Raw genomic sequence first — 22,381 nt, forward strand, 5'->3', positions numbered from 1 at the left:
CGAACGTCTTCGCCCGGCAACGAACCCGTTCGCCGAGTATCCGTATTGCGCCGCACCGCGACAGTTGACCCAGCGGCCGGTTCCGCGTGATGCAAAGGACTCTCGATGACCCGCTTCGGCGCGATGTACGGCCCCGACGTCACTTTCCTGGGCGTCCCGCCGTGCGACCTGGAGGAACCCTCGACGTGGGATGACGCCCAGGTGGTCATTCTCGGCGCGCCCTACGACGGCGGTACCTCGTACCGTTCGGGCGCCCGGTTCGGACCCAAGGCCATCCGGCAGGCCTGCTACCTCGAACACGAGGGCAGCCGGCCCTCCCTCGCGCTGGGTGTGGACGGACTTCTCGACCTGCGCGTCAAGGACGCCGGCGACGTGATTATGTTCAGCGGCAACGCGCAAGAGGCACATGCCGCGTTGGAGCAGGCGGTGAACACCGTCTCGGCCGCCGGCAGGATTCCCCTCGTACTCGGCGGCGACCACTCCATCGCCCTCCCGAACGTCACCGGCGTGGCACGTGCGGTCGGCTGGGGCCGGGTCTCGGTCGTGCACTTCGACGCCCACGCCGACACCGGCGACATCTGCCACGGGTCCCTCATCGCCCACGGCCAGCCGATGCGCCGACTCCTCGAATCCGGCGCGGCCCGCAGCGACCGTTTCCTGCAGTTGGGCCTGCGAGGCTACTGGCCCGGCCCCGAGACTCTGGAGTGGATGGCCGAACAGGGCATGCGCTCGTACGAGATGACCGAGATCGTCGAACGTGGCCTGGAGACCTGCCTTGCCGAGGCGTCCCGCACGGCACTGGACGACTGCGACGGCGTCTATCTCTCGGTGGACGTCGATGTCGTCGACCCGGGAATGGCCCCCGGAACCGGGACTCCGGAGCCCGGTGGCCTGACCTCCCGCCAACTCCTGGACGCGGTGCGCCGCCTGGCCTACGAACTGCCCATCGTCGGCGCCGAGATCGTCGAGGTCGCCCCCGGCCACGACCACGCCGACATCACCGCGATGCTCGGCAGCCGCATCGTCCTCGAAGCACTGTCCGGCATCGCCCGCCGACAGGCCGAGAAGGACGGCCACTTGGAATCGTGGGACCGTGGCCGCCCCCTCCTCGAGCAGTACGACACCGTCCACCGCGACTCGAACCGCCGGCACCGCAGGACGACGCGGGGGTGAACCGGTGTGCAAGTCCTTGCGCGGCCGGTCCTGCCTCGGGTAGGTCCTCAACTGCAGGGTCGCGGACGCCTGGTCGAACAACGGTCGTAGTGTGGCCGAGTCCCAGCCGGGAGAGCCGGCCGCCGCCCACGCCGCACTGCCACAACCCGGGCCCGGACGTCCGAGGCGATCGGATGCGTCCGGAACGCCACGGATCCGACGTGGACGCAACCCTCCGGGCGGGCCGCCTGCGCGGGTGGAGCGCTCGCGGGACCGGCTTCCTCATACACGGTGATGTGGCCGCCGTTCGTCGCGCTCGGCCTCGGTACCGGCATGGTCATGGCTGCGTCCTCGGACGCGATCGTCGGCAACGCACCCGTCCAGGACGGCGGCGTGGCCGGTGGCCTTGCGGGCCACCGCCCTGCAGATCGGCGGCGCCCTGGGCACGTCCGTGCTCATGTCGGTCATCGGCAGTGGTGCCGGCTCGACGATGACCGACGAATTCACCTCCGCCGGAATCCCACGACCCACGAGTCCGCGTCCGTGCCGGAGCAACCGACGCCGGCCGGGGGCGCGTTCCCGAACGATCCGTACAGGGGCGTGCGCGCTCCCGCAGGGCGCGCGAGGGCGGGCACTTGCGGCGTGCCTTCGGATCGTAGTGGGCCGAACGCTTCGATCACGCCGCTACTCCGAGCATTCAAACCAACCCGATGGGTAGCCCATAGGTGTGGCGCCATATTCGGCCACACCGAAGTCCTCCCATCGCACGCCCGGTCCGATGACTCACACGATCGGAGCGAACCGGGGGCGCGACACGTGCACCAACCCACCCGCCGAGCAACAGAAAGCGAAGCAAGCCATGCCCACATGGCCTGCCGGCCGGCTGTCCGACACTGGATGTTCCGGCCACACGAAGGAGTTCGACGCCCCGAAACACGTGGTGTCTCACGGGTTATCGGCGCTGCCGCTGCCCTGTCCGAAAGTTTCCCCCGCCGCGTACCTCGACGAGGCGACTCGGACTTCGCGGTCGCGCGCTCGACTCGTCCGTGCAGATCACCTCTGCGACCATCCTCCCACCACCCGAACGTCCCCGCGCCCCGGCCTGTCGGCAGCCGTCCCGCGTTCGACGACCGCCGACGCCTCATGTCGGCGGCACGCTCCTGATCATGGTCGTCGTCGAGCGGGATCCCGGACATCTCCGATTCGTTTCGCCAAGTCCAACGCTGCCGGTGCGCCGGGGCGTTGCCGGGCGGGGCGGGCGGTGACCAAGCTCGCCGCACACGCGCGGACCGGATACCGCTGGGTCACGACCCGCTGCCGCGGGGTCGACGTCCACCCCGCCGTCGAGCAGCCTCCCGAACGCGTCTGCGACGATCCGAACGGGGTCGGGGTCGAGCCCGGCACGCTGCCGCTCACCGACGCCGATCGCGGCAAGGCACCAGCTCTGGGCGTCGGTTGCGGCCCCGAACCGGCGAGCGACCGGCCGCCGGCGAACAGGAATCGCATCCGCGCCGCGAACTCCCCGCCCACGCCTTCGTCGACACGATGCGCGCGGTCGCCGACGTGACCGGGATCGCCGTGGCCGGGATCGATATGAACGCGGTGTACCGCTGCGCCGCGGCGGCCGAGGCACACCGGCACCCCGGGGGGCAGGTCACCGTCGGGAACATGGACTTCGACGTCGCCCGCTCGCGGGACACCTGCGCGTACGCGATGCCCGGCTCCCTTCGCGGCAGCGACCTCGACGAACGCCGAGCCGCCTCCGACCTGCTCGGCTGCGCGATGCTCCAGCCGGCCGGGCGGCGGGACGGCGACAACGAGGCCCCGCCCGCCGAACCGCGTCGCCACGTGTACCCGTTCGCCGTAAACAGGGCCCGGGCAAGGAACGGCAATCGGCACACGATCGCCGCCGGCGGTCGAGACCCGCACCGGCAAGCCCGCGTCGCCGACGTCCACTTCCTCGCCCGCCCGTACCGCGAGCCGCCCGGGGACGACGTCCGCGTGCGCCGCAACGCATGGGCGCGTGGCCCCGACGTCCTCGACGGCTACCGGGGCAACATCCCCGCCCGGGACCCGACCCGGGACGTGCGGATCCGGTGGCGCCGCGACGGCGCGGACGGCCCGATCCCGACCCGGGCGTGGATCACCACATCCCGGGGGCCGAACTGCGACGCCGACCATTCGGCGCGCGCCGTCGCCGCCCGCGCCGACCGGATCGCCCACGTTCGGCCCGAGCCCCTCGCAACCCACGAACTCCACGAACGCGCCGAAGCCTCGGCCGGAATGCGCGCCCGACCGCTGATCTTGAGAGCGCGGCGGTACGCGGTTCACGCCGACGGGACCGAGCACGACGCATGCGAGCGCGCCACGAAGGCGAACGCCCGCCTGCACACCGCCGGCCGCACCCGCGCACGGATCGTCGCCGGGCCCCTGGCCGTGCGCGCCGGGGCCGACCGGGCCGACACCGGCGCAAACCCCGAACTCCCCCACCGGGCCCGTGCGACAGCCGAGACCCACCACCTGCTCCGGGCCGGAATCGACGCCCACGACGAACCGGCGACGCCGTGGCGGGACCGGCCGCGAGCGCCGGGAGAGGCAGGCCCGGCGCGGACGTGCGAAACGACAGCATCGACGCGCACGGCAGCGACCTCGGCGGCGACCGACGCCGGCAGGATCGAAGCGGGCACGTGGCGGGTTCCGCCGGTAGGTGGAGGGCGAAGGTGCCATCGCGCCCGGACGACGCCCCGGAGGGAGAGTCGGCGCCGCCACCCCGCCGGGCGATGCGTTCCTCCTGGTCACATGTTCCGGAGACACGTCGTCCGGCAGCAGGTGAGGCAAGAGGAATGACAACAGTGAGGCCACAGGAAACGCAGTAGGTATGGCAACCGGACAGGCAGCAGAAAAGGCAACCCCGGCGCCCGAGCGCCGGATTGGGGTTGTTCCCCACGGAATCCCGCACGCGCGCCGCGCGTCCGGAGGAATGCACAAAGCCCGCTCACGGGGGATCGGGGCGTCGTCTCCACAGGCGACCGGCCAGGCGATGCCCGAGCCGACGGAGCAGCCCACTCCCCGACGACTACGGGGCCGGGAGGTCGAACCGCGGGCACCTCCCGCGCGAGCCGCTCCGCGACACGCTCCGACAACCGCCATACCCGCCTCCGCGACCGCCGGAAAAGCCGGCCGACCGGATCAGTGGTGAAACCGTCCCACCCGAAAGGTCGCGCAGTGCAGGCCCCCAACCCCTTCTCTCCCCTCACCCTCGGAGCCGGCTCTCTGCTCGCCGCGCTCGTCGGCGTGCCCAGGTGGATAGCCATCGGCTTCTTCCTCCTGGCCGTCCTGTGGATCCTGGCCGCCGCCATCCCGGCGTGTACCGCGTGGATCAATACCCGGAGTCGCTGCGCGGATCGCCGTCGCCACTTCACCGCACTGGAGAACGCCGCCGGTTCCCTGAGCCCCCAGGAGCGCACCGCCGCGATCACCGAGGCCATCCGGATCCAGGACGCCGCCGAGTCCGCGGCCACCGAACCGCCACCACGGCCCCCAGGCAATCCGCCGAACCCCTGATCCCTCGTGGCAATCGAGGTGGCGTTCGCCGGTCGGAGCCGGCCCTTTGAACGACGGCGCCAACGCCTGCCACAACATGCCGAGCCCGGTCGGACCGGCCATCGTGGTCGGCAACGCCGACTCCCGCAATCGGCGACGCGACAGCCCGACTACGGCTCCTGCACGGGCCCTTTCGCACCCGAAACGGATATCGCGTCGGCCTGGTACACCGAACCGGGCGTGGCCCGTCCGACGTTGATCCGCCGGATCGGGCGTGGCTCGTTCCAAGCTTGTTCTCCGGGTGTCCGCGGTCGTGCCGAAGGAGTCGGTCTATCCCGACGGGAAATCGGTCGAGCAGGTCGTCGAAACCAACCTTCGGGGCATGAAGAAGGCACAGGACGATGCCACGGCCGCGGCTCTCACGTACCTCGGTATGTCGACCGAGCAGGCGAAGCCCGCTTTTCACACCGGCAAGGTCGGTGGGCCGAGCGCCGGGTTGTTTCTCGCCCTGGGGATCGTGGACAAACTGTCCGAGCAGGACCTCACCGGCGGACGCACCATCGCCGGCACAGGCTCGATGGACGCCGACGGCCGGGTCGGCAGGATCGGTGGTCTGCCGATGAAGCTCCTGGCCGCGAAACGGGACCACGCAACCGTGTTCGTCCTTCCGAAGGCCGGGTGCGGCGAAGCGGAGCGGGCGGGCAGTGGCGGACTGCGACTCGTCCCGGTGGAGACGCCGTCCGGCGCGGTCGACGCGTTGAACGCGCTCAGGACGGGAGGCCACGTCGCGTCGTGCCGAGCAGCCGGCCGGCGCCGGTGCCGCGTCGATCCGGCCATCGGTACGAGGACCGCGGCCCGGCCGGGCGGTGGCGCTCGACCCCGGCCGTCCGGATACGGTCGGCAGGGCCGGGTAGTCGCCGGGTATGGCACGAAGGCAGCAGTTGATCGACGCGGATCCCGCCCGCGTGTGGAGCGTGCTCGCGGATGCCCGGCGGTACGCGGAGTGGGTCGTGGGCACCCGGCACGTCGAAAGGTTCGACGATACGTGGCCGCGTCCCGGCGCTCACCTGGTCTACGCGGTCGGGCTCGGGCCCCTTACGTTCCGGGACGAGTGCATCGTGCGGTTGTGCGTGCCGGGCGAGCGTCTGGAGTTGGAGGCCGTGGCCTCCCCCTTCGGAACCGCCCGCATCGGCATCGAGCTCCTGCCCTGGGACACCGCGACCCTGGTCATGGTGGACGAGCATCCGCTGCGTGGTCCGGCCGCGCGTTTGCACGGCCCGCCGGGCGAGGCCCTGTTGCATCTGCGCAACCGCCGGATGTTGCGCAACCTCGCTCGGGTGGTGGAGAAGGAGCCGCAGGTCGCCTCCGAACGCGGAGCCTCGGCCTCGAAGGCCGCCAACGGGAACAGCGGATGACCCACGACGCCGACGCCGTGGTGATCGGGGCCGGGCCGAACGGCCTCGTGGCCGCCAACATCCTCGCGGACCGGGGATGGCGAGTCGAGGTGTTGGAGGCCCGCGCGGTGCCCGGTGGCGCGCTCCACAGCGACCGCGGGGTGCATCCGGACTTCGTGAGCGACACGTTCAGTTCCTTCCACCCCCTCGCGGCGGCCTCGCCGGCGATCACCGCGCTGGACCTGCACGAGTTCGGGCTGCGCTGGAGCCACGCCCCGGCGGTCCTGGCGCATCCACTCGGTGACGGCCGGTGCGCGGTGCTGCGGCGCGGTGTCGATGCCACCGCCGCGGGACTGGCGGCCGACTTCGCCGGCTCCGACGCCGACGCGTGGCGGCGACTGTCCACGCTGTGGGAACGTCTGGATCCGCATGTGGTGAACGCGCTGCTCACCCCGTTTCCCCCGGTCCGATCCGGTCTGGCGCTCGCGGCGCGGCTGGGTGTGGCGGACGGGTTGCGGTTCGCGCGCATGCTGGCCCTTCCGGTGCGCAGGCTGGGCGAGGAGGAGTTCTCCGATGCCGGCGCCGTCATGTTGTTGGCGGGTTGTGCCCTGCACGCCGATCTGTTGCCGGAGGCGGCCCCGAGCGCGGCGTTCGGGTGGCTCCTGGCCATGCTCGGGCAGCAGTACGGCTGGCCCGCGCCGATGGGCGGCGCCGGCGCGCTGGCCGACGCCCTGGTCCGGCGCCTGACCACGAAGGGGGGCGTCGTGCGGTGCGGGACGCGGGTGACGACGGTGGTGGTGCGCGGCGGCACCGCGCTGGGCGTGCGCACCGAGGACGGCAGCGCGGTACGGGCGCGCAGGGCCGTGCTCGCCGACGTTCCCGCGCCGACGTTGTACGGCGGCCTCGTCGGCTGGGACGATCTGCCCACCCGGCTGCGCGACGACGTGCGCCGATTCGCCTGGGACCCGGGGACATTCAAGGTCGATTGGGCACTGAATGGGCCGATCCCGTGGACCGCGGCCGGAGCGGCCGAGGCCGGCACCGTACACGTGGCCGCCGATCTCACGGAACTCTCCGACTACGCCGTGCAGGTGAGCTCCGGGCGACTGCCTTCACGCGCGTTCCTGCTCCTGGGACAGATGACCACCACCGACCCCACCCGCTCCCCCACGGGAACGGAGTCGGCATGGGCGTACACGCACGTTCCCCGACACGTGACCGAGGACCTGGGCGGGCGTCTGACCGGACGCTGGGACACCGCGGAAACGCAGGAGTACGCCGACCGCGTCGAACGGCGGATCGAAACGTTCGCACCGGGATTCCGCGCCCGGATCACCGCACGGCGCATCCATTCCCCGTTCGCTCTGGAAGCGGCGAACGAAAGCCTGGTCGGCGGTGCCCTCAACGGCGGGTCCGCCGCGCCTCACCAGCAGTTCGTCTTCCGCCCCGTCCCCGGCACCGGCCGCGCCCGCACGCCGATCCGCCGGCTGTACCTGGCCTCCTCCTCCGCCCACCCCGGCGGCGGCGTACACGGAGCATGCGGCGCGAACGCCGCCCGAGCCGCCCTGAACGCCGACCGCTGCGCACTCACCCGCATCGTCGGCCGACCATCGACCGGGGTCGACGATCCCGGCGGGAGAACGCGGTGATCACGCCGCGGAGCCGGGTCGCGCGGAGGAACATCACCTCGTCGACGGCGGACCCGCAGTGGTTGCCCGCACCCTCACCAGGAGAAGCCGCGGCTCCGACCCGAAGGCGAGGTCTCGGAGTCGGTGGGGGGCAGGCGTTGCCCGTCCTCCACGGCCCGATCCGACGCCTTCACGGCGTACCCGGACATCCATTTTGCGCGGACCAACCGCCTTCGGGCGGCCAGGCGTTGCGCTCGACCGGGTGACGGGCGGGCCGGCGCCGGCGATCGAGCGAGGAAAGTTCCATTCCCGTGTCGAATCCGTCATCCTCCGTCACGGTCGGGGGCGAATGTGCTCACGTATTGATAATCGGCGATACACGTCGGGTATCGCCGCGTTCCGCGGCAGGTCCACAGGGTGCATTAATGCCATGACCTTGTAACAACAACTCTCCATATGCATCGAAAGCGAAGCACAGATGATCATTTCGGAGCGCGATCGGGCTTGGTCGAGGTATCCGTTGTCGGCAGTATTTCGCCGCGTAGGCCCTACGACACGACCGTGTCCGTCCGGATCGATCACGTCGGCCCCGGGGCCTCGCTCATTACAATTCGGGGAGCTCAAACCGTGTCACAGTCAGTCAACAAGAAGGTTCGGAGCGCCGCACTCGTCGGCGCGCTCGCCTTCGCGGCGCTTCCGCTCGTGGGCGCCGGCACCGCGCACGCGACCGGGGATTCGCAGGCGCCGCAGTGCACCAAGGTCACCGACACCTCGTTCGTCTACACCGTCAACGACGGCGCTCCCGTGAAGTCCGGCATCGGCAGCAAGCAGATGCCCGAGCGGCCCAAGAAGGTCGTGGTCAAGCTCGGCGACGAGTTCGCGTCTCTGCTCGAGCAGGGCTGCAAGTACCCGGTCCAGCTGTCGACGTACTCGACCCAGGGCCCGAACTGGGCGACCTCGGGCACGCAGAAGTTCATCGGTTGGCAGACCGACACGATCACCAAGCAGAACAAGGCGGTGACGTTCGACGCCACCAAGTACCCGGTGCCGTGCTTCGTCCAGTACGACCTGCTCGGGAACCACAAGAAGTACGACGGCGGCCAGTACCCGCTGCCGCACTACGACGACGTCTACATGGACAACCTGCTCGGCGGGTGGAACGGCGGCACGAACGACAAGTGCACCGGCACGCCGACGCCTTCCACCCCGGCCACCTCCAAGCCGCCGACGACTCCTCCGCCCGCCACGTCCGCGCCGTCGACCGGTTCGGCTCCGACCACGGCCACACCGGTCACCTCGACCGCGGCTCCGGGGACGAAGTTGGCCGAGACGGGCGGCGACAGCAACGGCACGGCCATCATCGGCGCGTCCGCCGGCGGGGTGCTGGTACTCGGCGGCGGTCTGTTCTACGTCAGCCGCCGCCGTGGCAACCGCGGCGCCGCGGCCTGACCCGACGGTGAGTAACGCCCGGCGCCCGACATCGGCGCCGGGTGCAGGCCGTCCGATGGAACGCGCGACACCGATCGACGCTCTCGGTTGACGCGGGTCCCGCGTGGCACCGGTCTCCGGAGGCATGTTGCCGGAGACCGGTGCCGTCGGTGATCACCGCGCTCCGCACGCCGGGGGACGCGAGCTCCGGCATCGGCCGGTCTGCGTACCCGCACGCCGACGTGTTGATGGGGCCCGCTGGGCTGCGGGCGAAGTCTCCGAGCCCCACGGAAACCGGGTTCGGAACCCGACCTCTCGCGCCTGCGACGGATCAGGCACCGGCCGAGCCGGGCGTGTCCGGCTCCCCGCCATCGGCGGGGTAGCGGCAACCGTTCGAGCACCGACAGGGTGGTTCCTGGGGAAAGACGAGAATGGGCGGTGCGGTACCGCAGTGGACACGGGAACCGCGTACGAGCCTGGTGCCGTCCGGGCCGACCTGGTACACGGTGACAACCATTCGTGAATTCTCCGCCGGTGAGGCGGCGACATCGGACACGGGTCTCCCCTTTCCGCCGAAGAAGCCATTCCAGAGGTACCACCCACGCGTCGACCGGGCACACGAACGACGCGTCACCACTCGAACGGCGCAGGACGCCGTCCGGCCGGGAAACAGCCGTAAGCCGAAGTGGCTGAAGCCGACGTCGAAGCGTGACGATTCGTGATCGAAATCGCCCGCTCTGTTTGCCCGCATGCGACTCGCCTGTGATCGTTCGGGGAGCGGGGACCGGCGCCGGCGGGGGCACCGGCACGGGCACGAGGCACAGCGATCCACGCTGGAACGGCGACGTCGACGCGTTGACGGCGCCGGTCGCCCAGGCACGACTGTGGAGCGACCCGCAGCCGCCCCCGGATCGGGATGGACGTTCCCGGTGACCTTCGCCGACGCGATGGGCAACCGTCTGGCGACGCCCCGCCTCCCGCCTTCGCACACTCCAAACGAGACGGCACCAAACCCGCGACGCGGACCACTCGTTGGACCGTGCATGAGCAACCTCCACGCACGCCCCGAACCCACCCCCGCCCAAGACCGCCAGGACACCCCGGTGTTCGACGCTCTGTCGAACGAATGGATCGCGGCCGGACGCGAACTGCCCTGGGAAACCCCGGCCACACCGGCGAACACCGGCCCCGGGCCCCGCACACGCCCACCCGGAGCCGGCAGGCCCACCCCCGTCCCCGGCCCCCGCGCCGGACACCCCTGAACACCCGCCCCCGCCACACACCGGCTCCGGGAGCCCGCACACGGCTCCCCGGAATCATCGTTTCCACGTTCGTTCTCCGCCTCGTTGCCCAACAGCCATGCGGACTTCGAGTCCGTCGACGAGTCGACGACCCACCTCGTGCGGCGCACGAAGGGCCGCCGACGGCATCCGGGAAGTGGCCCCGGGCCCGCTCACTCGTACGCGGCCAGACGACACACTTCGCCCGGCGCTCACGTTGCCTGTCACAAGTAGGCACCCTGCACGGTCACTTGGATAAAGCCGGCACGCAGATTCTCGGTTCGCCCATCAAGGGAGGGTTCGAGCCCGGCTCCGTGAACCGCAGTTGCGCCTCGGAGGCGAATGATGCGACGAACACCTCCCTGTGCTTGCCGGACGCCTTTCCCCGTCGACTGGAGCATGGAGCAAGCAGCGATGACATCGAATACTCGGCCGCGCCGTTACCGGCGCCGCCACGCGGTAGTGCTTTGCCTGGGAGCCCTCGCGCTTTCACTGAGCGCCCCCGTACAGTCCGCCGGCGCGGACACCCCCGACCACACGACCAGGTATGTCGTCATGACACTGGACGACGAACTGCCGGACGCATACAACACAGACAGATATCAGACAGCCGTCACGGAACTACGGAAAGCTGCGGGGCACGTCTACAGGGGTGACGTCTACGAAACAATGGGGAAAGCGAGCACGGCGGGACTCGTCGTCATACAGCTGAACTCCGCTCACGGCGACCCGCTGTGTTGGCTGTATCTGAATCCGCAGAACCTGTACACGGCAGGCTTCCGAGCGAGGAACGGAAACTCCTACGTTTTCTCGGATACCCCCCGAAATGTGGCAGACGAGGTGCGGCGTAACGACGGCGGTGTCGACCCGGCCGTCCTGGGAATGGCGGGAACGTACGCCGACCTCCGCAAGAATGTATCGGCGGAGCCGACCCGGACGGACGTATACGACATGCGTTCCACCGCATACACCCTGGGTGGTGTCGTCGACCGCCAGAGTGCGAATGGAACAATGCGTCAGCAGGTCTCCCTGGCGATGTTCAAATTCATGGCGGCATTCTCCGAAGCCGCTCGCTTCCCCCACTACCGCGACGAGTTTTCCGCAGCACTGGACGGCAGCAGCAACCATCAGTATCTCGACAACGAGGCTCTGCGACTGAGATCGTCCTGGCAGGATGTATCGAACTTCGCCCACGCCATTACCGAAAACCCGAGCACTTCGCCGCGCTATATCCCAGGACTCGACACAACGCTGCACACCTGGCAGGACGTGCGCACGTACGTCAGGACCATCAAGGGCAAAGATGGCTAGGGCGGTGCGGTGCCATCCCGGTGGCGCAGGGGAAGCCCCCTCCGGCCGGAAGCGGCTGCCCTCCGTCCCCGTTCACCAGCCGTCCGCCCAGGAATCCCACCAGACCGGATCCGGAGTCTGCACAATAATGATGTCAGGAATCCGCACCAGAAAAACCGTGCTCCGCGCACTCGCCTGCATGATGGCCGCTCTCACCTTTCTGGGGGCCACCATCCAACCGTCCTCTGCGGACGTCCGGCCCGGCACGATAACGTGGATCACCACCCATATCATCACACTGCAGAGCACCGGCCAGGACGGCAGGCAGATATATTACGACACGATAGACGAGATACGTCGCGTAGCGGGTCACCCTATTGCTGGTTCTTTGAGTGAAACCCAGACCTACAACGGCGGATTGATCGCACTCGACATCCGCAACGTGGCGAATCAACGTGTAGGAGTGCTGTTCATCAATCCGCACTCACTCTACATCGCAGGATTCATGACACGGACAAACGTCGTCTATTATTTCATGGACGCGAATCCGATCGTCATCTCGGAGATGCGGCACTTCGCCTCAAGCATCGGCGGTCGCGCGGTGGAGGCGGCGATAACCGGCTCGTACGCGGACTGGAATCGTGAAATCTCACTGACCGGTGGCAGTCCCCAGGAAGCCTACGATGCCTCGGACTTCCTTCATGAGGCAGGTCGTCTCTACGACATCATCCCTTACGAACAGAACTCCCGTTTCCGCCGGATCGTCGCGGACGCCATGAACGCCTTGTCCGCCGCCTATAGCGAAGGCGTACGTTATACGAGTTGGCGCGACCGGGCGGGCAACGCCATGGCTCTGCCGCTCGACGGCAGCGAGGCCCGGGTCTACACATCGCAAACCCGGGAACTCCAAGCAAACACGGTGTCCTTCTCTCACTACATGTATGAAGAGCGGGAAATCCTGCGGAACAACAACCCCGATTTTGTTTTGCCGAGGCCGTTCTATTTTGGCCCGCAGAACGGGACCGTCGAGACCCGTCGACAGATCGAGAGATTCGCCCGACTCTTCATCTCGGACACCACCAAATAGCCGCGCGGCACCTCATGACGGTCCGCCGGGCCTTCCGGCGGACCGTCTCGGCCCTCCGGTCGCACTCGGCGACGGTGCCGTCGAGGAGGACAACTCGCGTTCGCGCTCGCGCAGCGTCTCAGGCAGACCCGGTGCAGGTTCAGCGGCAGGTCGACGACCCCGCCGGCGTGGGGGACGCGCGCGCCGTGCGGATCATGCCGCGCGTGCGTCAGCTCTCGTAGCGGGCGCTCAAGGTCCGTATCGTCGCGGCGATGCGGTCGCGGAGGACGGCAGGGGCGAGGACTTCGATGTCCGTGCCCAGTCGCAGGAACTCTCCGTGGGCCTGGTCGATCGACTCGATGGGCACCCGGGTCTGCGTCCATCCGTTGCCCGTGGGTGTCACGCCCAGGTGGCGCGCGCCTCGTGGGGTGAGCCGTACCAGGGCTTGTCCGGTGTGCAGTCGGGTGCGGAAGTCGGCCAGGTAGCCGTTCCAGTATCCGGCCAGGTCGAACCCGTCAACGGTGAACTCATCCTCCAGCGACCGGAGTTCGAGGATCTGGTCGATCCGATACGTGCGGATCCCGGACGGCCCGGCGGCCACCAGGTACCAGCGGCCGGCCTTGAGGACGAGCCCGTAAGGCTCCACCCGCCGCTCGATCTCCTCCGGTGCTCGCCAGCGCCGGTAACGCAGTATCACCGCCCGCCGCGCCCACACCGCGGTGGCGACCGCGGCCAGGTGCGGCACCCGGTCGACGGGGTCGTACCAGCCGGGGGCGTCGAGCAGGAATCGTTCCTGGATCCGCTCGGCCTGCTCACGCAACTCCGCGGGGAGGGCGGCCCGCAACTTGAGTCGGGCGGTGGCCAGGGCTGCGCCGAGGCCGAGTTCGGCGGCGGCCCCCGGGAGCGCGGCGAGGAACGCGGCCTGTGCCTCCTCCGCCGTCAGCCCGGTGAGCCGGGTTCGGTAGCCGCCGATCAACCGGTAGCCGCCCGCGTGTCCGGCGGCGCCGTACAGCGGAATACCGGCGGCGCCGAGCGCTTCGACGTCCCGGTAGATCGTGCGGACGGAAACCTCCAACTCCTCGGCCAGTTGCCCGGCCGTCATCCGGCCGCGGTTTTGCAACAGCAGGAGCAGGGTGACCAACCGACTCGCACGCATGTCGCCCAGTATCCACTGACAGTGGATGTCAGGAGAGCGCCCCTAACCTGCGGCGCATGGACCATTTCGACTTCCTGCACGGTTGTTGGGACGTGAGCAACCGCCGCCTCGCCAACCCGCTCGACCCGGGCCCCGACATCTGGGAGGAGTTCCCCGGTCATGCCACGGCACGGCCGCTGTTCGGGGGTGCCGGCAACATCGACGAGATCACTTTCCCCACCCTCGGTCGACAGGGCATGACCCTGCGACTGTTCGACCGCACGACGGAGCGCTGGTCGATCCACTGGGCCGACAGCCGAACGGGCCGACTGGATCCGCCGGTCGTCGGCGGCTTCAGCGGCGACCGTGGCGACTTCCACGGCGAGGACACCCACGACGGCCGCCCGATCCGCGTGCACTTCACCTGGTGGCGCCTCGGCCCGGATGCCGCCCGCTGGGAGCAGGAGTTCTCCGCCGACGACGGCCGCACCTGGGAGCTCAACTGGATCATGGAATTCACCCGCACCGAGGGGACCGGCGCATGAGCATCGTCGAATTTCGGCAGTACACCCTGCGGCCCGGTGCGAGGGAGACGTTGATCGAACTGTTCGAGCGCGAGTTCGTGACCGGCCAGGAGGCGGTCGGGATCACCGTCGGCGGCCGATTCCGCGACCTGGACGACCCGGACCGCTTCGTCTGGATTCGCGCGTTCCCCGACCTGACCCGCCGGCGACGCTCGCTGGAGGCGTTCTACACGGGCCCGGTGTGGCGACGGCACCGCGACGCGGCCAACGCCACCATGATCGACTCCGACGACGTGCTGCTGTTGCGGGGGCCGGGTTACCTGCCGCAACCCGGTACCCGCGAGGTGGCCGCGACCGTCTGCCACCCGCCCGACGCGGCTGCCTTCGACGCGTACGCCGTCCGGCACCTCGGCCCCGAGCACGCGCTGCACCGCACCGAGCACGCCGAGAACGACTACCCCGCGCTGCCGGTCCGCGCCGGAGAAGACGTCCGGGTCTGGTTCGGCCCGGCGGAGCCCCCAACATGGCCGGCCCGACGTCTACGGCTGGAACCCGTGACCGCCCGGTCGCGGAACCGCACGAGCACGGGCGGCCGATCCGACATGTGAGCGAACTCGTCGAGGAAGTACCGGCCCCGGGTACCTCGCAGTCATGCCTCATGGCCTCCCAGGGCATGCCCGGCCACGCCGATGCCCTTCGCCGTCAAAGGTTCGCGGAACTCGGTGCCTGCGAGTGTGGGCCCGGGGGTGCGGGTGAGCGCCGCCGGTGTGGTGATCGGCCTGGCGGCATCAGGGCGATGGCTCGCACGCCGTGATTGCCGCTGCAGGTGACGAACAGTGTCTGCTCCTCGGACAGTACCGCCGCCAGTGGGTTGCGGAGCTGTGCCGAGGTGGCGGGGCCGCCGTCGCCGGAGTAGCCGCCCGTGCCGGTGCCCGCCACGGTGGAGATCGTGCCGTCGTCGGCGACCTTTCGGATGCGGTGGCTCCAGCACTCCACGATGTAGAGGTTGCCCGCGCGGTCCAGTGCCAGGCCGGTCGGACCGCTCAGTTGTGCGGAGGTGGCGGGTCCTCCGTCACCGGAGTGCCCGTCCTGCCCGGTGCCGGCCACCGTGGAGATCCTGTGGTCGGTGGAGACCTTGCGCACCCGGTGGTTGCGGAGTTCGGCGATGTACAGGTTGCCGGCGTCGTCGAGCGCCACCCCGTGTGGGTCGCTCAGCCGGGCGGATGTGGCGGGACCGCCGTCGCTGGAGTATCCGCCCCTGCCGGTGCCCGCCACGGTGGAGATCCTGTGGTCGGTGGAGACCTTGCGCACCTTGTGGCCGCCGCGGCAGGCGATGTACAGCTCGCCCGCCCCGAGCGCCAGACCCACGGGGCTGTTGAGTCGAGCAGAGGTGGCGGAGCCCTCGTCTCCGCTGTGACCGGCCTGCCCGGTGCCGGCCACCGTGGAGATCCTCCCGTCGGTGGAGACCTTGCGCACCCGGTGACCTCTGTACTCGGCGATGTAGAGGTTGCCCGCGTCATCCGATTCGAGCCCGGAAGGGCTGTTCAGTCGAGCCGACGTGGCATGGCCGCCGTCGCCGGTCGATCCGGCCATACCGGTACCGGCGACCGTGAAGATCGTTCCGTCGGTCGCGATCTTCCGCACCCGGTGGTTCTCGGAGTCACACAGGTACAGGCATCCTTTCTCGCCCCGCACCATGTAGCTCGGGCGGTACAACTTCGCGGAGGTCGCGGGTCCTTGATCACCGGAGAAACCCGATGCTCCCGTGCCCGCGAACGTGGAGATGGTCTGCGGAACAACGTCTGCGGAGCGTTCGAGGACAGTCATCGTCTTCAGCCTTCCGTCTTCCGTGCCTGGCGTGGCGGTGAGCCGCCGGCCGAAAGCCGGGATCGATCCGCGGATGCCCTGTGGCGAGCGGGCGACGGCGGGGCCGACGACGGGTTCGGACTGGACGCTCGGCGGCGGGGCGTGGCCGGGCGCCGGGCGAATGGGGAGGACGGCGCGGGCTTGCCGGCCGACGTCCTCCGCCACGCCCCATACTTCCGGGGAGCGCGCCGGCGCACCCTCCCGACTGCTCCATACGGGTGAACACGGGGTCGACCGGGTTTTGTGTTCGTCAGGCGGTCGTGGACCGCTGTCCGCGTCGGACGAGCGCCATCGGGCGTCGCTGGACCACCTGGCCGATGGCCCGGTCGTGATCGACGTGCACGACCTGCCGCGGTCCACGGGTGCCGCGCGTTCGGTGCGGGTCGGGCCCGACGAGGGTCGGGTGCTCGGGGGACGTCTCCCGGGGGCCTGTGCGCGTCGTGTTCGCGTTCGTACTCGCGCCACGTACCCCGCCTCGCTCCTCGCGAAGACCGCCGTGCGGGGTGCGGGGCGGTTCGTCAGCGCACCGATGATGTCGAACTCCCCTCCCGACAAGGAGCGTTCGGGAACGGGGCGTCTTCGGACCAGGCCGAAGAAGGTGGCCGAGAGCGCGAGCGATCCCATGGACGAGCCGTGGGGACGTGCGCCGGACTTTGTCTGGGAGATCGCCGACGCCGACCCGTTTGCCGCCGGTCTCCTGCCCGTGCACCCTGCGGGCACCGACCGACGAACCCTGCTCCGGCCCCGACGCCAACGCCCGGCGCGACTGCGAGGCGAACCGATTTCGCCGCGCCGTTCACCGTCGCGGACGGCCGAAGCGAAGTCCTCGTCGGCGCCGGCCAGGACCGTCGTCGCGGCGATCACTTCTCCCCGCACCCGACCACGAAGAAGGGCAGCCGCGTCGGCGACTGGGCCGCGCGTACTTCACCTCGACGGCATCGACCACGCCGCCCACAAAGAGCAGGGCAGCATGATCCGCCACTCGTCAGGGCAGGCGGGCGTGTTCGGCTCGGGTGGCAGCGATTCGCGTACGCGCGAGCGCACGGGCTCGCTTGGTGTCGTCGCCGGTGAGTCGGGCGAGGATCGTTGCGAGCGGCCTGATCCGGCCCCAGCCGCCCCAGTGGCCCTCGGGGATCTCGGTGGGGAATACCCAGATCCGGCCGGCGTCGCGCGGCCAGGCGCCGTTCTCCGCGTCGAGGATTGCCTCGGTGACCTCGGCGATGACGCTCGCACGCTTGTGCTCGTCGAGCTGGCCCTCGGGGACGGAGGGGACGACCTTGTAGCGAGGTGCGTCCGCGGGTTCTCCGCCGACGTAGACGCCGGCCGGTCGGTGCAGCCAGAGCCAGGAGACGGAACGGCTCACCGGGTCGGCGGGGTCGAATCCCTCGTTGCGGACGAGGATCTCGGTGATGCGCTTCAGCAGGGCCGCCTCGGCGTCCGGCTGGAGCGCGCCGTCGGGAATGTACACGTCGAGCATGGGCATGGCTGCTCTCCTTGATGAGTTTAGTTTTTGAACTCAGGCCGGAGCCTACGAGAGCTGAGTAAGACTTGTAAACCCAGATGGGTACACTCGTCACATGGAGACGCGGCGAATCGACCCGATGAACTGCTCGGTGGCGCGTGCCCTCTCGGTGGTGGGCGAGCGTTGGTCCCTGCTGATCGTTCGTGAAGCGCTGGACGGCGCGCGCCGGTTCGGCGAGTTCCACTCCCGCCTCGGGATCGCCCGAAATCTCCTGGCGACTCGGCTCGAGACCTTGGTGATCGCGGGAGTGATGCGCCGCGTGCCCTATCAGGAGCCCGGGGATCGACAGCGCTTCGCCTACGAACTCACCGAGCAGGGCCGGGCGTTGCGTCCCACGCTCGTGGCGCTCCTGGAATGGGGCGACACGTACCTCGCCGACCCGCAGGGTCCGTCGGTCATCGTCCGGCACCGGCCCCTCGACGATGAAAACTCCTGCGACGAGCCGGTCGAGATCGTCCTCCAGTGCGCTGCGGGGCACAGCCACCTCGCCCCGGAAGACGTCTGCCGCACGCCCGGGCCGGGCGCGCGCTTCGTGGAAAGCTCCTGAGATCCCAGGATCGTTCTGTCCCGGAACACGCCGACACCGGCCCCACCGGGATGTCGGGCGGGACGGTGTCCGCAGCCAAACGCGTAGGCCGCGTCCGGTTCGACGACCTCCCCGTGCGTTCGAGGGGGCTGCGGGTCAGCGGGGACGAGTTCGTCGTGGCGTAGGGGCCCCGACGTTGTTCGCCGTCGCCCGGCGCCGACGAACCGGCACTTCTTCGGGAGAGTTTTCCGAGATGTTGTGCTGTCGGTATGTCCGGCTGACTCGTGCCGGCCCGGTGATCGAGCTGTCCGCCTCCGCGCTCGGGCAGCTGCCGGTGAGCGTCGAGCGGGACTTGACCGACTTCGTTGCGCGGCGGCCGGCCGGGCATCCCACCACCTGCCCGACCACGCCATGCCTGTGGTGGCCGCCCTCCCCCGCCTGCTCGATCTGCCGTCGCCGACCGGGCCGCGGCAACGGTGGAGCCAGAAGCCGGTTCCGCCGACCGGGCGAGTGGGCGGATGGCACGCACAGGCCCGCCGTGAGCACGTTCACGTGTTCCTGGCTCGCGGCGGGCCCGCTCCGCGTCGGCGCGCCTCGACGGTTCCCGGCCCGCGGCCACGGACGCGCCCGCCGGGTTCGGTCACGGGGTCGGATCCACGGCGTGCAGGACCGCTCGGTCCCCGTCGCCGGTGAGCAGGATCGCGCGGCCGGCGCTGATGCCCCAGGGCACGGCGGCCCGGTCCGGCATCGTGACGACGCCGGCCGACGACACCGCGACGGGGCGGAGGTCGCGCGTGCCGTACACCCGGTCGCCGGCGACGGAGCGGGCGACGACGCCCGGCGTGACCGATGCACGTCCCTGGGCGAGATCGACGACGACCGGTCCCAACGCGGCAAGGGGACTGCCGTCCGCGTGGATCCAGGCGCCCGACAGGGATCCGGCGGGGGCGTCGGCGCCGACGAGTACCCGGCCGGAGGAGGAGTCGTGCACGGCGAGTGTCTCGCTGCCGTCCGCGGGGCCGGACCACACGGCGGCGACCACTCCGTGCCCGGCGCCGGCCACGCGCAGCATGCGCGCGCCGGGGCGCGGTGGCAGCGGAGCCACCACGTGTGTCCGTCCGTCGAAGCCGACCAACTCCCAGGGTCCGACGGCGCGTCCCGCGAGCACGTGCGCCGTATCGGCGGCCATCGCCACGGTTCCGGGAGACAACCGGACCGGAACGAGGGCATCGCCGCGCAGCACGGCGGCCGATCCATCGGGCCCGGTCACCAGGGGGAGAGCACCGGCGTAGCTGACGCGGGCGCCGGGCGCGAACTCGACGGTGGTGGGCGGACGCGACGATTGGGGAGCGCGCAGTGGGGACCACACCAGGAGCCGCCCCTCGGTCTCGGCGACGAGGGCCGGCGCGGTCGGGTCACCGGTCGCGTGCAGCGCGACGTTGCCCGCCGGCAGCGGCTCGCCGACCTGAACGACCGCGCCGTCGTGCGGATCGAGCAGCGCGACTCGACGGTCCGGTGTGAGGATGGCGAGCACACCCCCGAGCGTCGCCACGCTCGGCCGACCGGCTCCCGGCGGTGCGATCGACCGCGACCACGCGGACGTCTGTCGCCAGCCGGCCGGAGCGGCGACCGCGGCGGGTTCGGCACGCGAGGTCGTGCTCGTCCGGGATTCGGCGGACTCGTCGTCCGGCCAGACGAGAAACGCGACGACCGTGACCGCCGCGGCGACCGCGAGGCCGACCGCGGCCGGCGCTACGCGGCGGCCGGAACGCGGGGCCCGCCGCCGAGCGCGATCCGGTCGCGCGGGCACGGGCGCGGGTGGGCCCTCGGCCGGCCGCGGGGCGGATCCGGGTAGGTCCGCCATCCCGTGTGGGTCGCGCTCGTGCCCGCCGTGCTCGTCGCCCGTGTGCTCGTCGCCGGTGTGCTCGTCCCCGGTGTGCTCGTCGGGCGCCTGCCCGTGTGCGTCGTCCTCGTCGACACCGGCCCACCACTCGCGGAAGGCACCGTCGTGGTCGTCGGTCGGTGCCGCGTCCTCCTCGCTCGACGGGCTGGGTGTCTCCTCGTCGGGGACGTCCGGGTCGGGATCGGGATGGGGCTCGGCCAAGAACGTGAGCGTCCCGTCCGGGTCGATGAGCAGGGGATAGCGGGTGCCGTCCGGATCGATGTCGATCGCGCGGACGGGCCGGTCGAGGAGGGACGCCGTGAAGCGGACCTCGTCGATGGCGGCGTGACGGGCTTCCGCCCCCTCGGGGACGTAGACCGGCGTGCCGTCCACGGTCGCGACCCCGTCCTCGGGGTACTCGATGACGAACAGGGGGGTGGCCGGGACGGCGGAGGTGTGGTTGGTCAACGGTTCTCCCGAGGTCTCGGACGGTTCGGGTGCCGCGCTCGGACGATTCGGGTGGGCGCGGACGTGGTCGGCGACAGGCCCATGAGGCCCGGCGGTTCGGACCGATCCGCGGCCTCGTGGCGGGGCGTGGAGCGCGACCCGGCAACAGGATGACCCTCTCGGCCGCGGCCGGTTCCTCGCTGTCGTTCGATCGGGTGATTCCGGCACCCGGCTTCCGCACCGGCACGTGGCACGCGCCGGTCGCGACATCGGTTCAACGAGCGACCCACGCCCCGGCAACGGATCAGTCGGCGAATTGCGGCGCCGAGGCCACCGGAGAGTTGGCAGACCTGCCCGGGGCGGGGTCACCGAAGCCGACATGCCCGGCACCGAAGGACGCCCCGACCCGAGCATCCCGAACTCGTGAACCACGCGCCGTGAGGCGCAACTCGCGCCGCGGGCCGGCACAACACCCGAGTAACCCTTCGGGCACGCGGACGTTAGCCCCGACAGGACAGACCTCGTGTTTTCGGAGGAACGTGTGCGCATCACTCGCCCGGCCGCCGCGGCGGCCCTCGTGCTCCTGCTCGTGACCGCCTGCGACAGCACACCGGCCACCGCCCCCACCCGGGCCCTCGATCCCGCCCTGGCCGCCAACGGCGCGCCGCTTCCCGACGCCGGCGCCGGCTCGTCGGGCGCCGGGCCGTCCTCGACGACCCCGCTCGGCGCGGCCGACCCGGCGACACCCGCGACCCCGGCGGGTACCGTACCGCCCGACCCGCAGAGGGCGAACCCACCCGCCGACACCCGATCGGCCCCATCCTCCCCGTCCTCGCGTGGATCCGGCGCATCGGACCGGGCCGACCATTCCTCCGCGTCCGGTACATCGGCCCGACGCGGTCAACCCGAGCGCGACACCTCCAAGACGGGCGCCGTCAACCCCTGGGCGGCCTGTGACTTCGGGTTTCGGTTCAGCGGCCGGAGCGACGACACCCCCGAAGCCCGCGTCTGCCGCTCCGCCCACGGCTGAACAGCCGAACTCGCATCGCGCCGAGCTGCCGGCGACCTGCCCGGCCCCGGAACCGCGCACCATACTGCCGGTCGTTGGACGGTCGCCCGACCGCGGTCGCCGCCGCCGAGTACGACGCGGTACGCGTATGGAACCTGGCCACGGGCGAGCAGGCCGGCCCGGCCCTGGACGGCCCCATCGACGGGATCCGGGGCCGTCGCCGCGGCCGAAGTGGACGGTCGCGCGATCGCGATCACCCGCGGTGACGACGCGGCGGTGCTCTTGTGGGACCTGGCCACCGGGGCACAGGCGCGGCACCGGGGTGCGGTCGGCGGGGGTGGTGGCCGTCGCGACAACGGACGTCCCTGCGCGCTGGGGGCGTTCGCACGCCGCGACCGGCCACGCCGACAGGACCCGTCGCCTGTGGGATCTCTCCACCGGCGGCACATCGGCCCTCCCCCGGCGTTCGTTCCTGTCGACGCCCTATGCGTTGACGCTGAGCGCGGACGGGCGGCTCACGGTCGGCTGCGGCGGTGAACTCGCAGCCCTGCCCGACCTGTAGGTCGCTGCCGCATCGGACCGCGGGACGAAGTACTGCGCAGGATCGACGATCTGCGGCGGGGGTGTCCGGGCGCCCACTCGTCTTCGTCCGCCGTGCCGGTATGGGGCGGCAGCGGTTCCCGAAGCGC

Annotated in this window: 18 protein-coding genes and 2 pseudogenes; 16 read left to right on the forward strand and 4 right to left on the reverse strand. The window is 70.6% G+C overall.

Features of this window, described 5'->3' with window-relative positions; translation table 11 throughout:
• The first annotated feature begins 105 nt into the window (after positions 1-105).
• The 11 genes and pseudogenes from speB to ACFXKZ_RS35025 all read left to right on the forward strand — a co-directional run bounded on the left by speB (position 106) and on the right by ACFXKZ_RS35025 (position 12,802).
• On the forward strand, positions 106-1,173 hold the full coding sequence (gene speB, locus ACFXKZ_RS34975; protein ID WP_380005997.1) for an agmatinase: 1,068 nt from the start codon (positions 106-108) through the stop codon (positions 1,171-1,173).
• Between the two features lie 195 nt (positions 1,174-1,368).
• A pseudogene (locus tag ACFXKZ_RS34980) lies at positions 1,369-1,675 on the forward strand (MFS transporter); the annotation flags it as partial.
• Between the two features lie 932 nt (positions 1,676-2,607).
• Positions 2,608-3,999, forward strand: coding sequence for a hypothetical protein (locus ACFXKZ_RS34985; protein ID WP_380005999.1), 1,392 nt, complete (start codon positions 2,608-2,610; stop codon positions 3,997-3,999).
• A 378-nt stretch (positions 4,000-4,377) separates the two neighbouring features.
• Positions 4,378-4,716 carry a hypothetical protein gene (locus tag ACFXKZ_RS34990; RefSeq protein ID WP_380006001.1) on the forward strand — a complete coding sequence of 113 codons (339 nt, stop codon included), beginning with the start codon at positions 4,378-4,380 and terminating at the stop codon, positions 4,714-4,716.
• 412 nt (positions 4,717-5,128) lie between these two features.
• A pseudogene (locus ACFXKZ_RS34995) lies at positions 5,129-5,359 on the forward strand (S16 family serine protease); the annotation flags it as partial.
• 259 nt (positions 5,360-5,618) lie between these two features.
• Positions 5,619-6,110 (forward strand): SRPBCC family protein, encoded by a 492-nt coding sequence (locus tag ACFXKZ_RS35000; RefSeq protein WP_380006115.1) that lies wholly within the window; start codon positions 5,619-5,621, stop codon positions 6,108-6,110.
• A complete protein-coding gene (locus tag ACFXKZ_RS35005) occupies positions 6,107-7,738 on the forward strand; it encodes a phytoene desaturase family protein (protein ID WP_380006117.1) in 1,632 nt (543 codons plus the stop codon). The genes ACFXKZ_RS35000 and ACFXKZ_RS35005 overlap by 4 nt, the downstream gene beginning before the upstream one ends.
• A 606-nt stretch (positions 7,739-8,344) precedes the next feature.
• Positions 8,345-9,166 (forward strand): LPXTG cell wall anchor domain-containing protein, encoded by an 822-nt coding sequence (locus ACFXKZ_RS35010; protein ID WP_380006003.1) that lies wholly within the window; start codon positions 8,345-8,347, stop codon positions 9,164-9,166.
• Positions 9,167-10,188: 1,022 nt separating this feature from the next.
• Positions 10,189-10,407 (forward strand): hypothetical protein, encoded by a 219-nt coding sequence (locus ACFXKZ_RS35015; protein ID WP_380006005.1) that lies wholly within the window; start codon positions 10,189-10,191, stop codon positions 10,405-10,407.
• Positions 10,408-10,980: 573 nt separating this feature from the next.
• Positions 10,981-11,736: a ribosome-inactivating family protein gene (locus ACFXKZ_RS35020; protein WP_380006007.1), complete on the forward strand. Its 756-nt coding sequence runs from the start codon at positions 10,981-10,983 to the stop codon at positions 11,734-11,736.
• 178 nt (positions 11,737-11,914) lie between these two features.
• Positions 11,915-12,802: a hypothetical protein gene (locus ACFXKZ_RS35025; protein WP_380006009.1), complete on the forward strand. Its 888-nt coding sequence runs from the start codon at positions 11,915-11,917 to the stop codon at positions 12,800-12,802.
• A gap of 208 nt (positions 12,803-13,010) precedes the next feature.
• On the opposite strand, the gene ACFXKZ_RS35030 is transcribed toward ACFXKZ_RS35025, so the two are convergent.
• On the reverse strand, positions 13,011-13,937 hold the full coding sequence (locus tag ACFXKZ_RS35030; protein WP_380006011.1) for a helix-turn-helix transcriptional regulator: 927 nt from the start codon (positions 13,935-13,937) through the stop codon (positions 13,011-13,013).
• Positions 13,938-13,993: 56 nt separating this feature from the next.
• On the opposite strand from ACFXKZ_RS35030, the gene ACFXKZ_RS35035 reads away from it, so the two are divergent.
• Positions 13,994-14,461, forward strand: coding sequence for a hypothetical protein (locus tag ACFXKZ_RS35035; RefSeq protein ID WP_380006013.1), 468 nt, complete (start codon positions 13,994-13,996; stop codon positions 14,459-14,461).
• Positions 14,458-15,048, forward strand: coding sequence for an NIPSNAP family protein (locus tag ACFXKZ_RS35040; protein WP_380006015.1), 591 nt, complete (start codon positions 14,458-14,460; stop codon positions 15,046-15,048). Before ACFXKZ_RS35035 ends, ACFXKZ_RS35040 begins: the two co-directional genes overlap by 4 nt.
• A 94-nt stretch (positions 15,049-15,142) precedes the next feature.
• Here the strand turns inward: ACFXKZ_RS35040 and ACFXKZ_RS35045 are convergent, their stop codons facing one another.
• Together ACFXKZ_RS35045 and ACFXKZ_RS35050 are read right to left on the reverse strand one after the other, a co-directional pair.
• Positions 15,143-16,267, reverse strand: coding sequence for an NHL repeat-containing protein (locus ACFXKZ_RS35045; protein WP_380006017.1), 1,125 nt, complete (start codon positions 16,265-16,267; stop codon positions 15,143-15,145).
• Between the two features lie 1,024 nt (positions 16,268-17,291).
• Positions 17,292-17,789, reverse strand: coding sequence for a hypothetical protein (locus ACFXKZ_RS35050; protein WP_380006019.1), 498 nt, complete (start codon positions 17,787-17,789; stop codon positions 17,292-17,294).
• 94 nt (positions 17,790-17,883) lie between these two features.
• Here ACFXKZ_RS35050 and ACFXKZ_RS35055 point away from each other — a divergent pair, with 94 nt between their 5' ends.
• Entirely contained in the window at positions 17,884-18,375 is a 492-nt protein-coding gene (locus ACFXKZ_RS35055; protein WP_380006021.1) for a winged helix-turn-helix transcriptional regulator, read from the forward strand.
• A 619-nt stretch (positions 18,376-18,994) separates the two neighbouring features.
• On the opposite strand, the gene ACFXKZ_RS35060 is transcribed toward ACFXKZ_RS35055, so the two are convergent.
• A complete protein-coding gene (locus ACFXKZ_RS35060; protein WP_380006023.1) occupies positions 18,995-20,704 on the reverse strand; it encodes a hypothetical protein in 1,710 nt (569 codons plus the stop codon).
• Positions 20,705-21,224: 520 nt separating this feature from the next.
• On the opposite strand from ACFXKZ_RS35060, the gene ACFXKZ_RS35065 reads away from it, so the two are divergent.
• Together ACFXKZ_RS35065 and ACFXKZ_RS35070 are read left to right on the forward strand one after the other, a co-directional pair.
• Positions 21,225-21,713 (forward strand): hypothetical protein, encoded by a 489-nt coding sequence (locus ACFXKZ_RS35065; RefSeq protein WP_380006025.1) that lies wholly within the window; start codon positions 21,225-21,227, stop codon positions 21,711-21,713.
• A gap of 319 nt (positions 21,714-22,032) precedes the next feature.
• Complete coding sequence (locus tag ACFXKZ_RS35070; protein WP_380006027.1) at positions 22,033-22,254, forward strand: hypothetical protein; 222 nt, start codon at positions 22,033-22,035, stop codon at positions 22,252-22,254.
• The last annotated feature ends 127 nt before the right edge of the window (positions 22,255-22,381 follow it).

The organism is Embleya sp. NPDC059237 (assembly GCF_042754105.1).
Lineage (GTDB): Bacteria > Actinomycetota > Actinomycetes > Streptomycetales > Streptomycetaceae > Embleya.

Coding starts and splice junctions, on each gene's coding strand:
- ACFXKZ_RS35005 (WP_380006117.1), top strand. CDS start 6,107: ATGACCCACGACGCCGACGCCGTGGTGATCGGGGCCGGGCCGAACGGC.
- ACFXKZ_RS35050 (WP_380006019.1), bottom strand. CDS start 17,789: ATGCCCATGCTCGACGTGTACATTCCCGACGGCGCGCTCCAGCCGGAC.
- ACFXKZ_RS35035 (WP_380006013.1), top strand. CDS start 13,994: ATGGACCATTTCGACTTCCTGCACGGTTGTTGGGACGTGAGCAACCGC.
- ACFXKZ_RS35015 (WP_380006005.1), top strand. CDS start 10,189: ATGAGCAACCTCCACGCACGCCCCGAACCCACCCCCGCCCAAGACCGC.
- ACFXKZ_RS35055 (WP_380006021.1), top strand. CDS start 17,884: ATGGAGACGCGGCGAATCGACCCGATGAACTGCTCGGTGGCGCGTGCC.
- speB (WP_380005997.1), top strand. CDS start 106: ATGACCCGCTTCGGCGCGATGTACGGCCCCGACGTCACTTTCCTGGGC.
- ACFXKZ_RS35025 (WP_380006009.1), top strand. CDS start 11,915: ATGATGGCCGCTCTCACCTTTCTGGGGGCCACCATCCAACCGTCCTCT.
- ACFXKZ_RS35030 (WP_380006011.1), bottom strand. CDS start 13,937: ATGCGTGCGAGTCGGTTGGTCACCCTGCTCCTGCTGTTGCAAAACCGC.
- ACFXKZ_RS35045 (WP_380006017.1), bottom strand. CDS start 16,267: ATGACTGTCCTCGAACGCTCCGCAGACGTTGTTCCGCAGACCATCTCC.
- ACFXKZ_RS35000 (WP_380006115.1), top strand. CDS start 5,619: ATGGCACGAAGGCAGCAGTTGATCGACGCGGATCCCGCCCGCGTGTGG.
- ACFXKZ_RS35020 (WP_380006007.1), top strand. CDS start 10,981: ATGACACTGGACGACGAACTGCCGGACGCATACAACACAGACAGATAT.
- ACFXKZ_RS35040 (WP_380006015.1), top strand. CDS start 14,458: ATGAGCATCGTCGAATTTCGGCAGTACACCCTGCGGCCCGGTGCGAGG.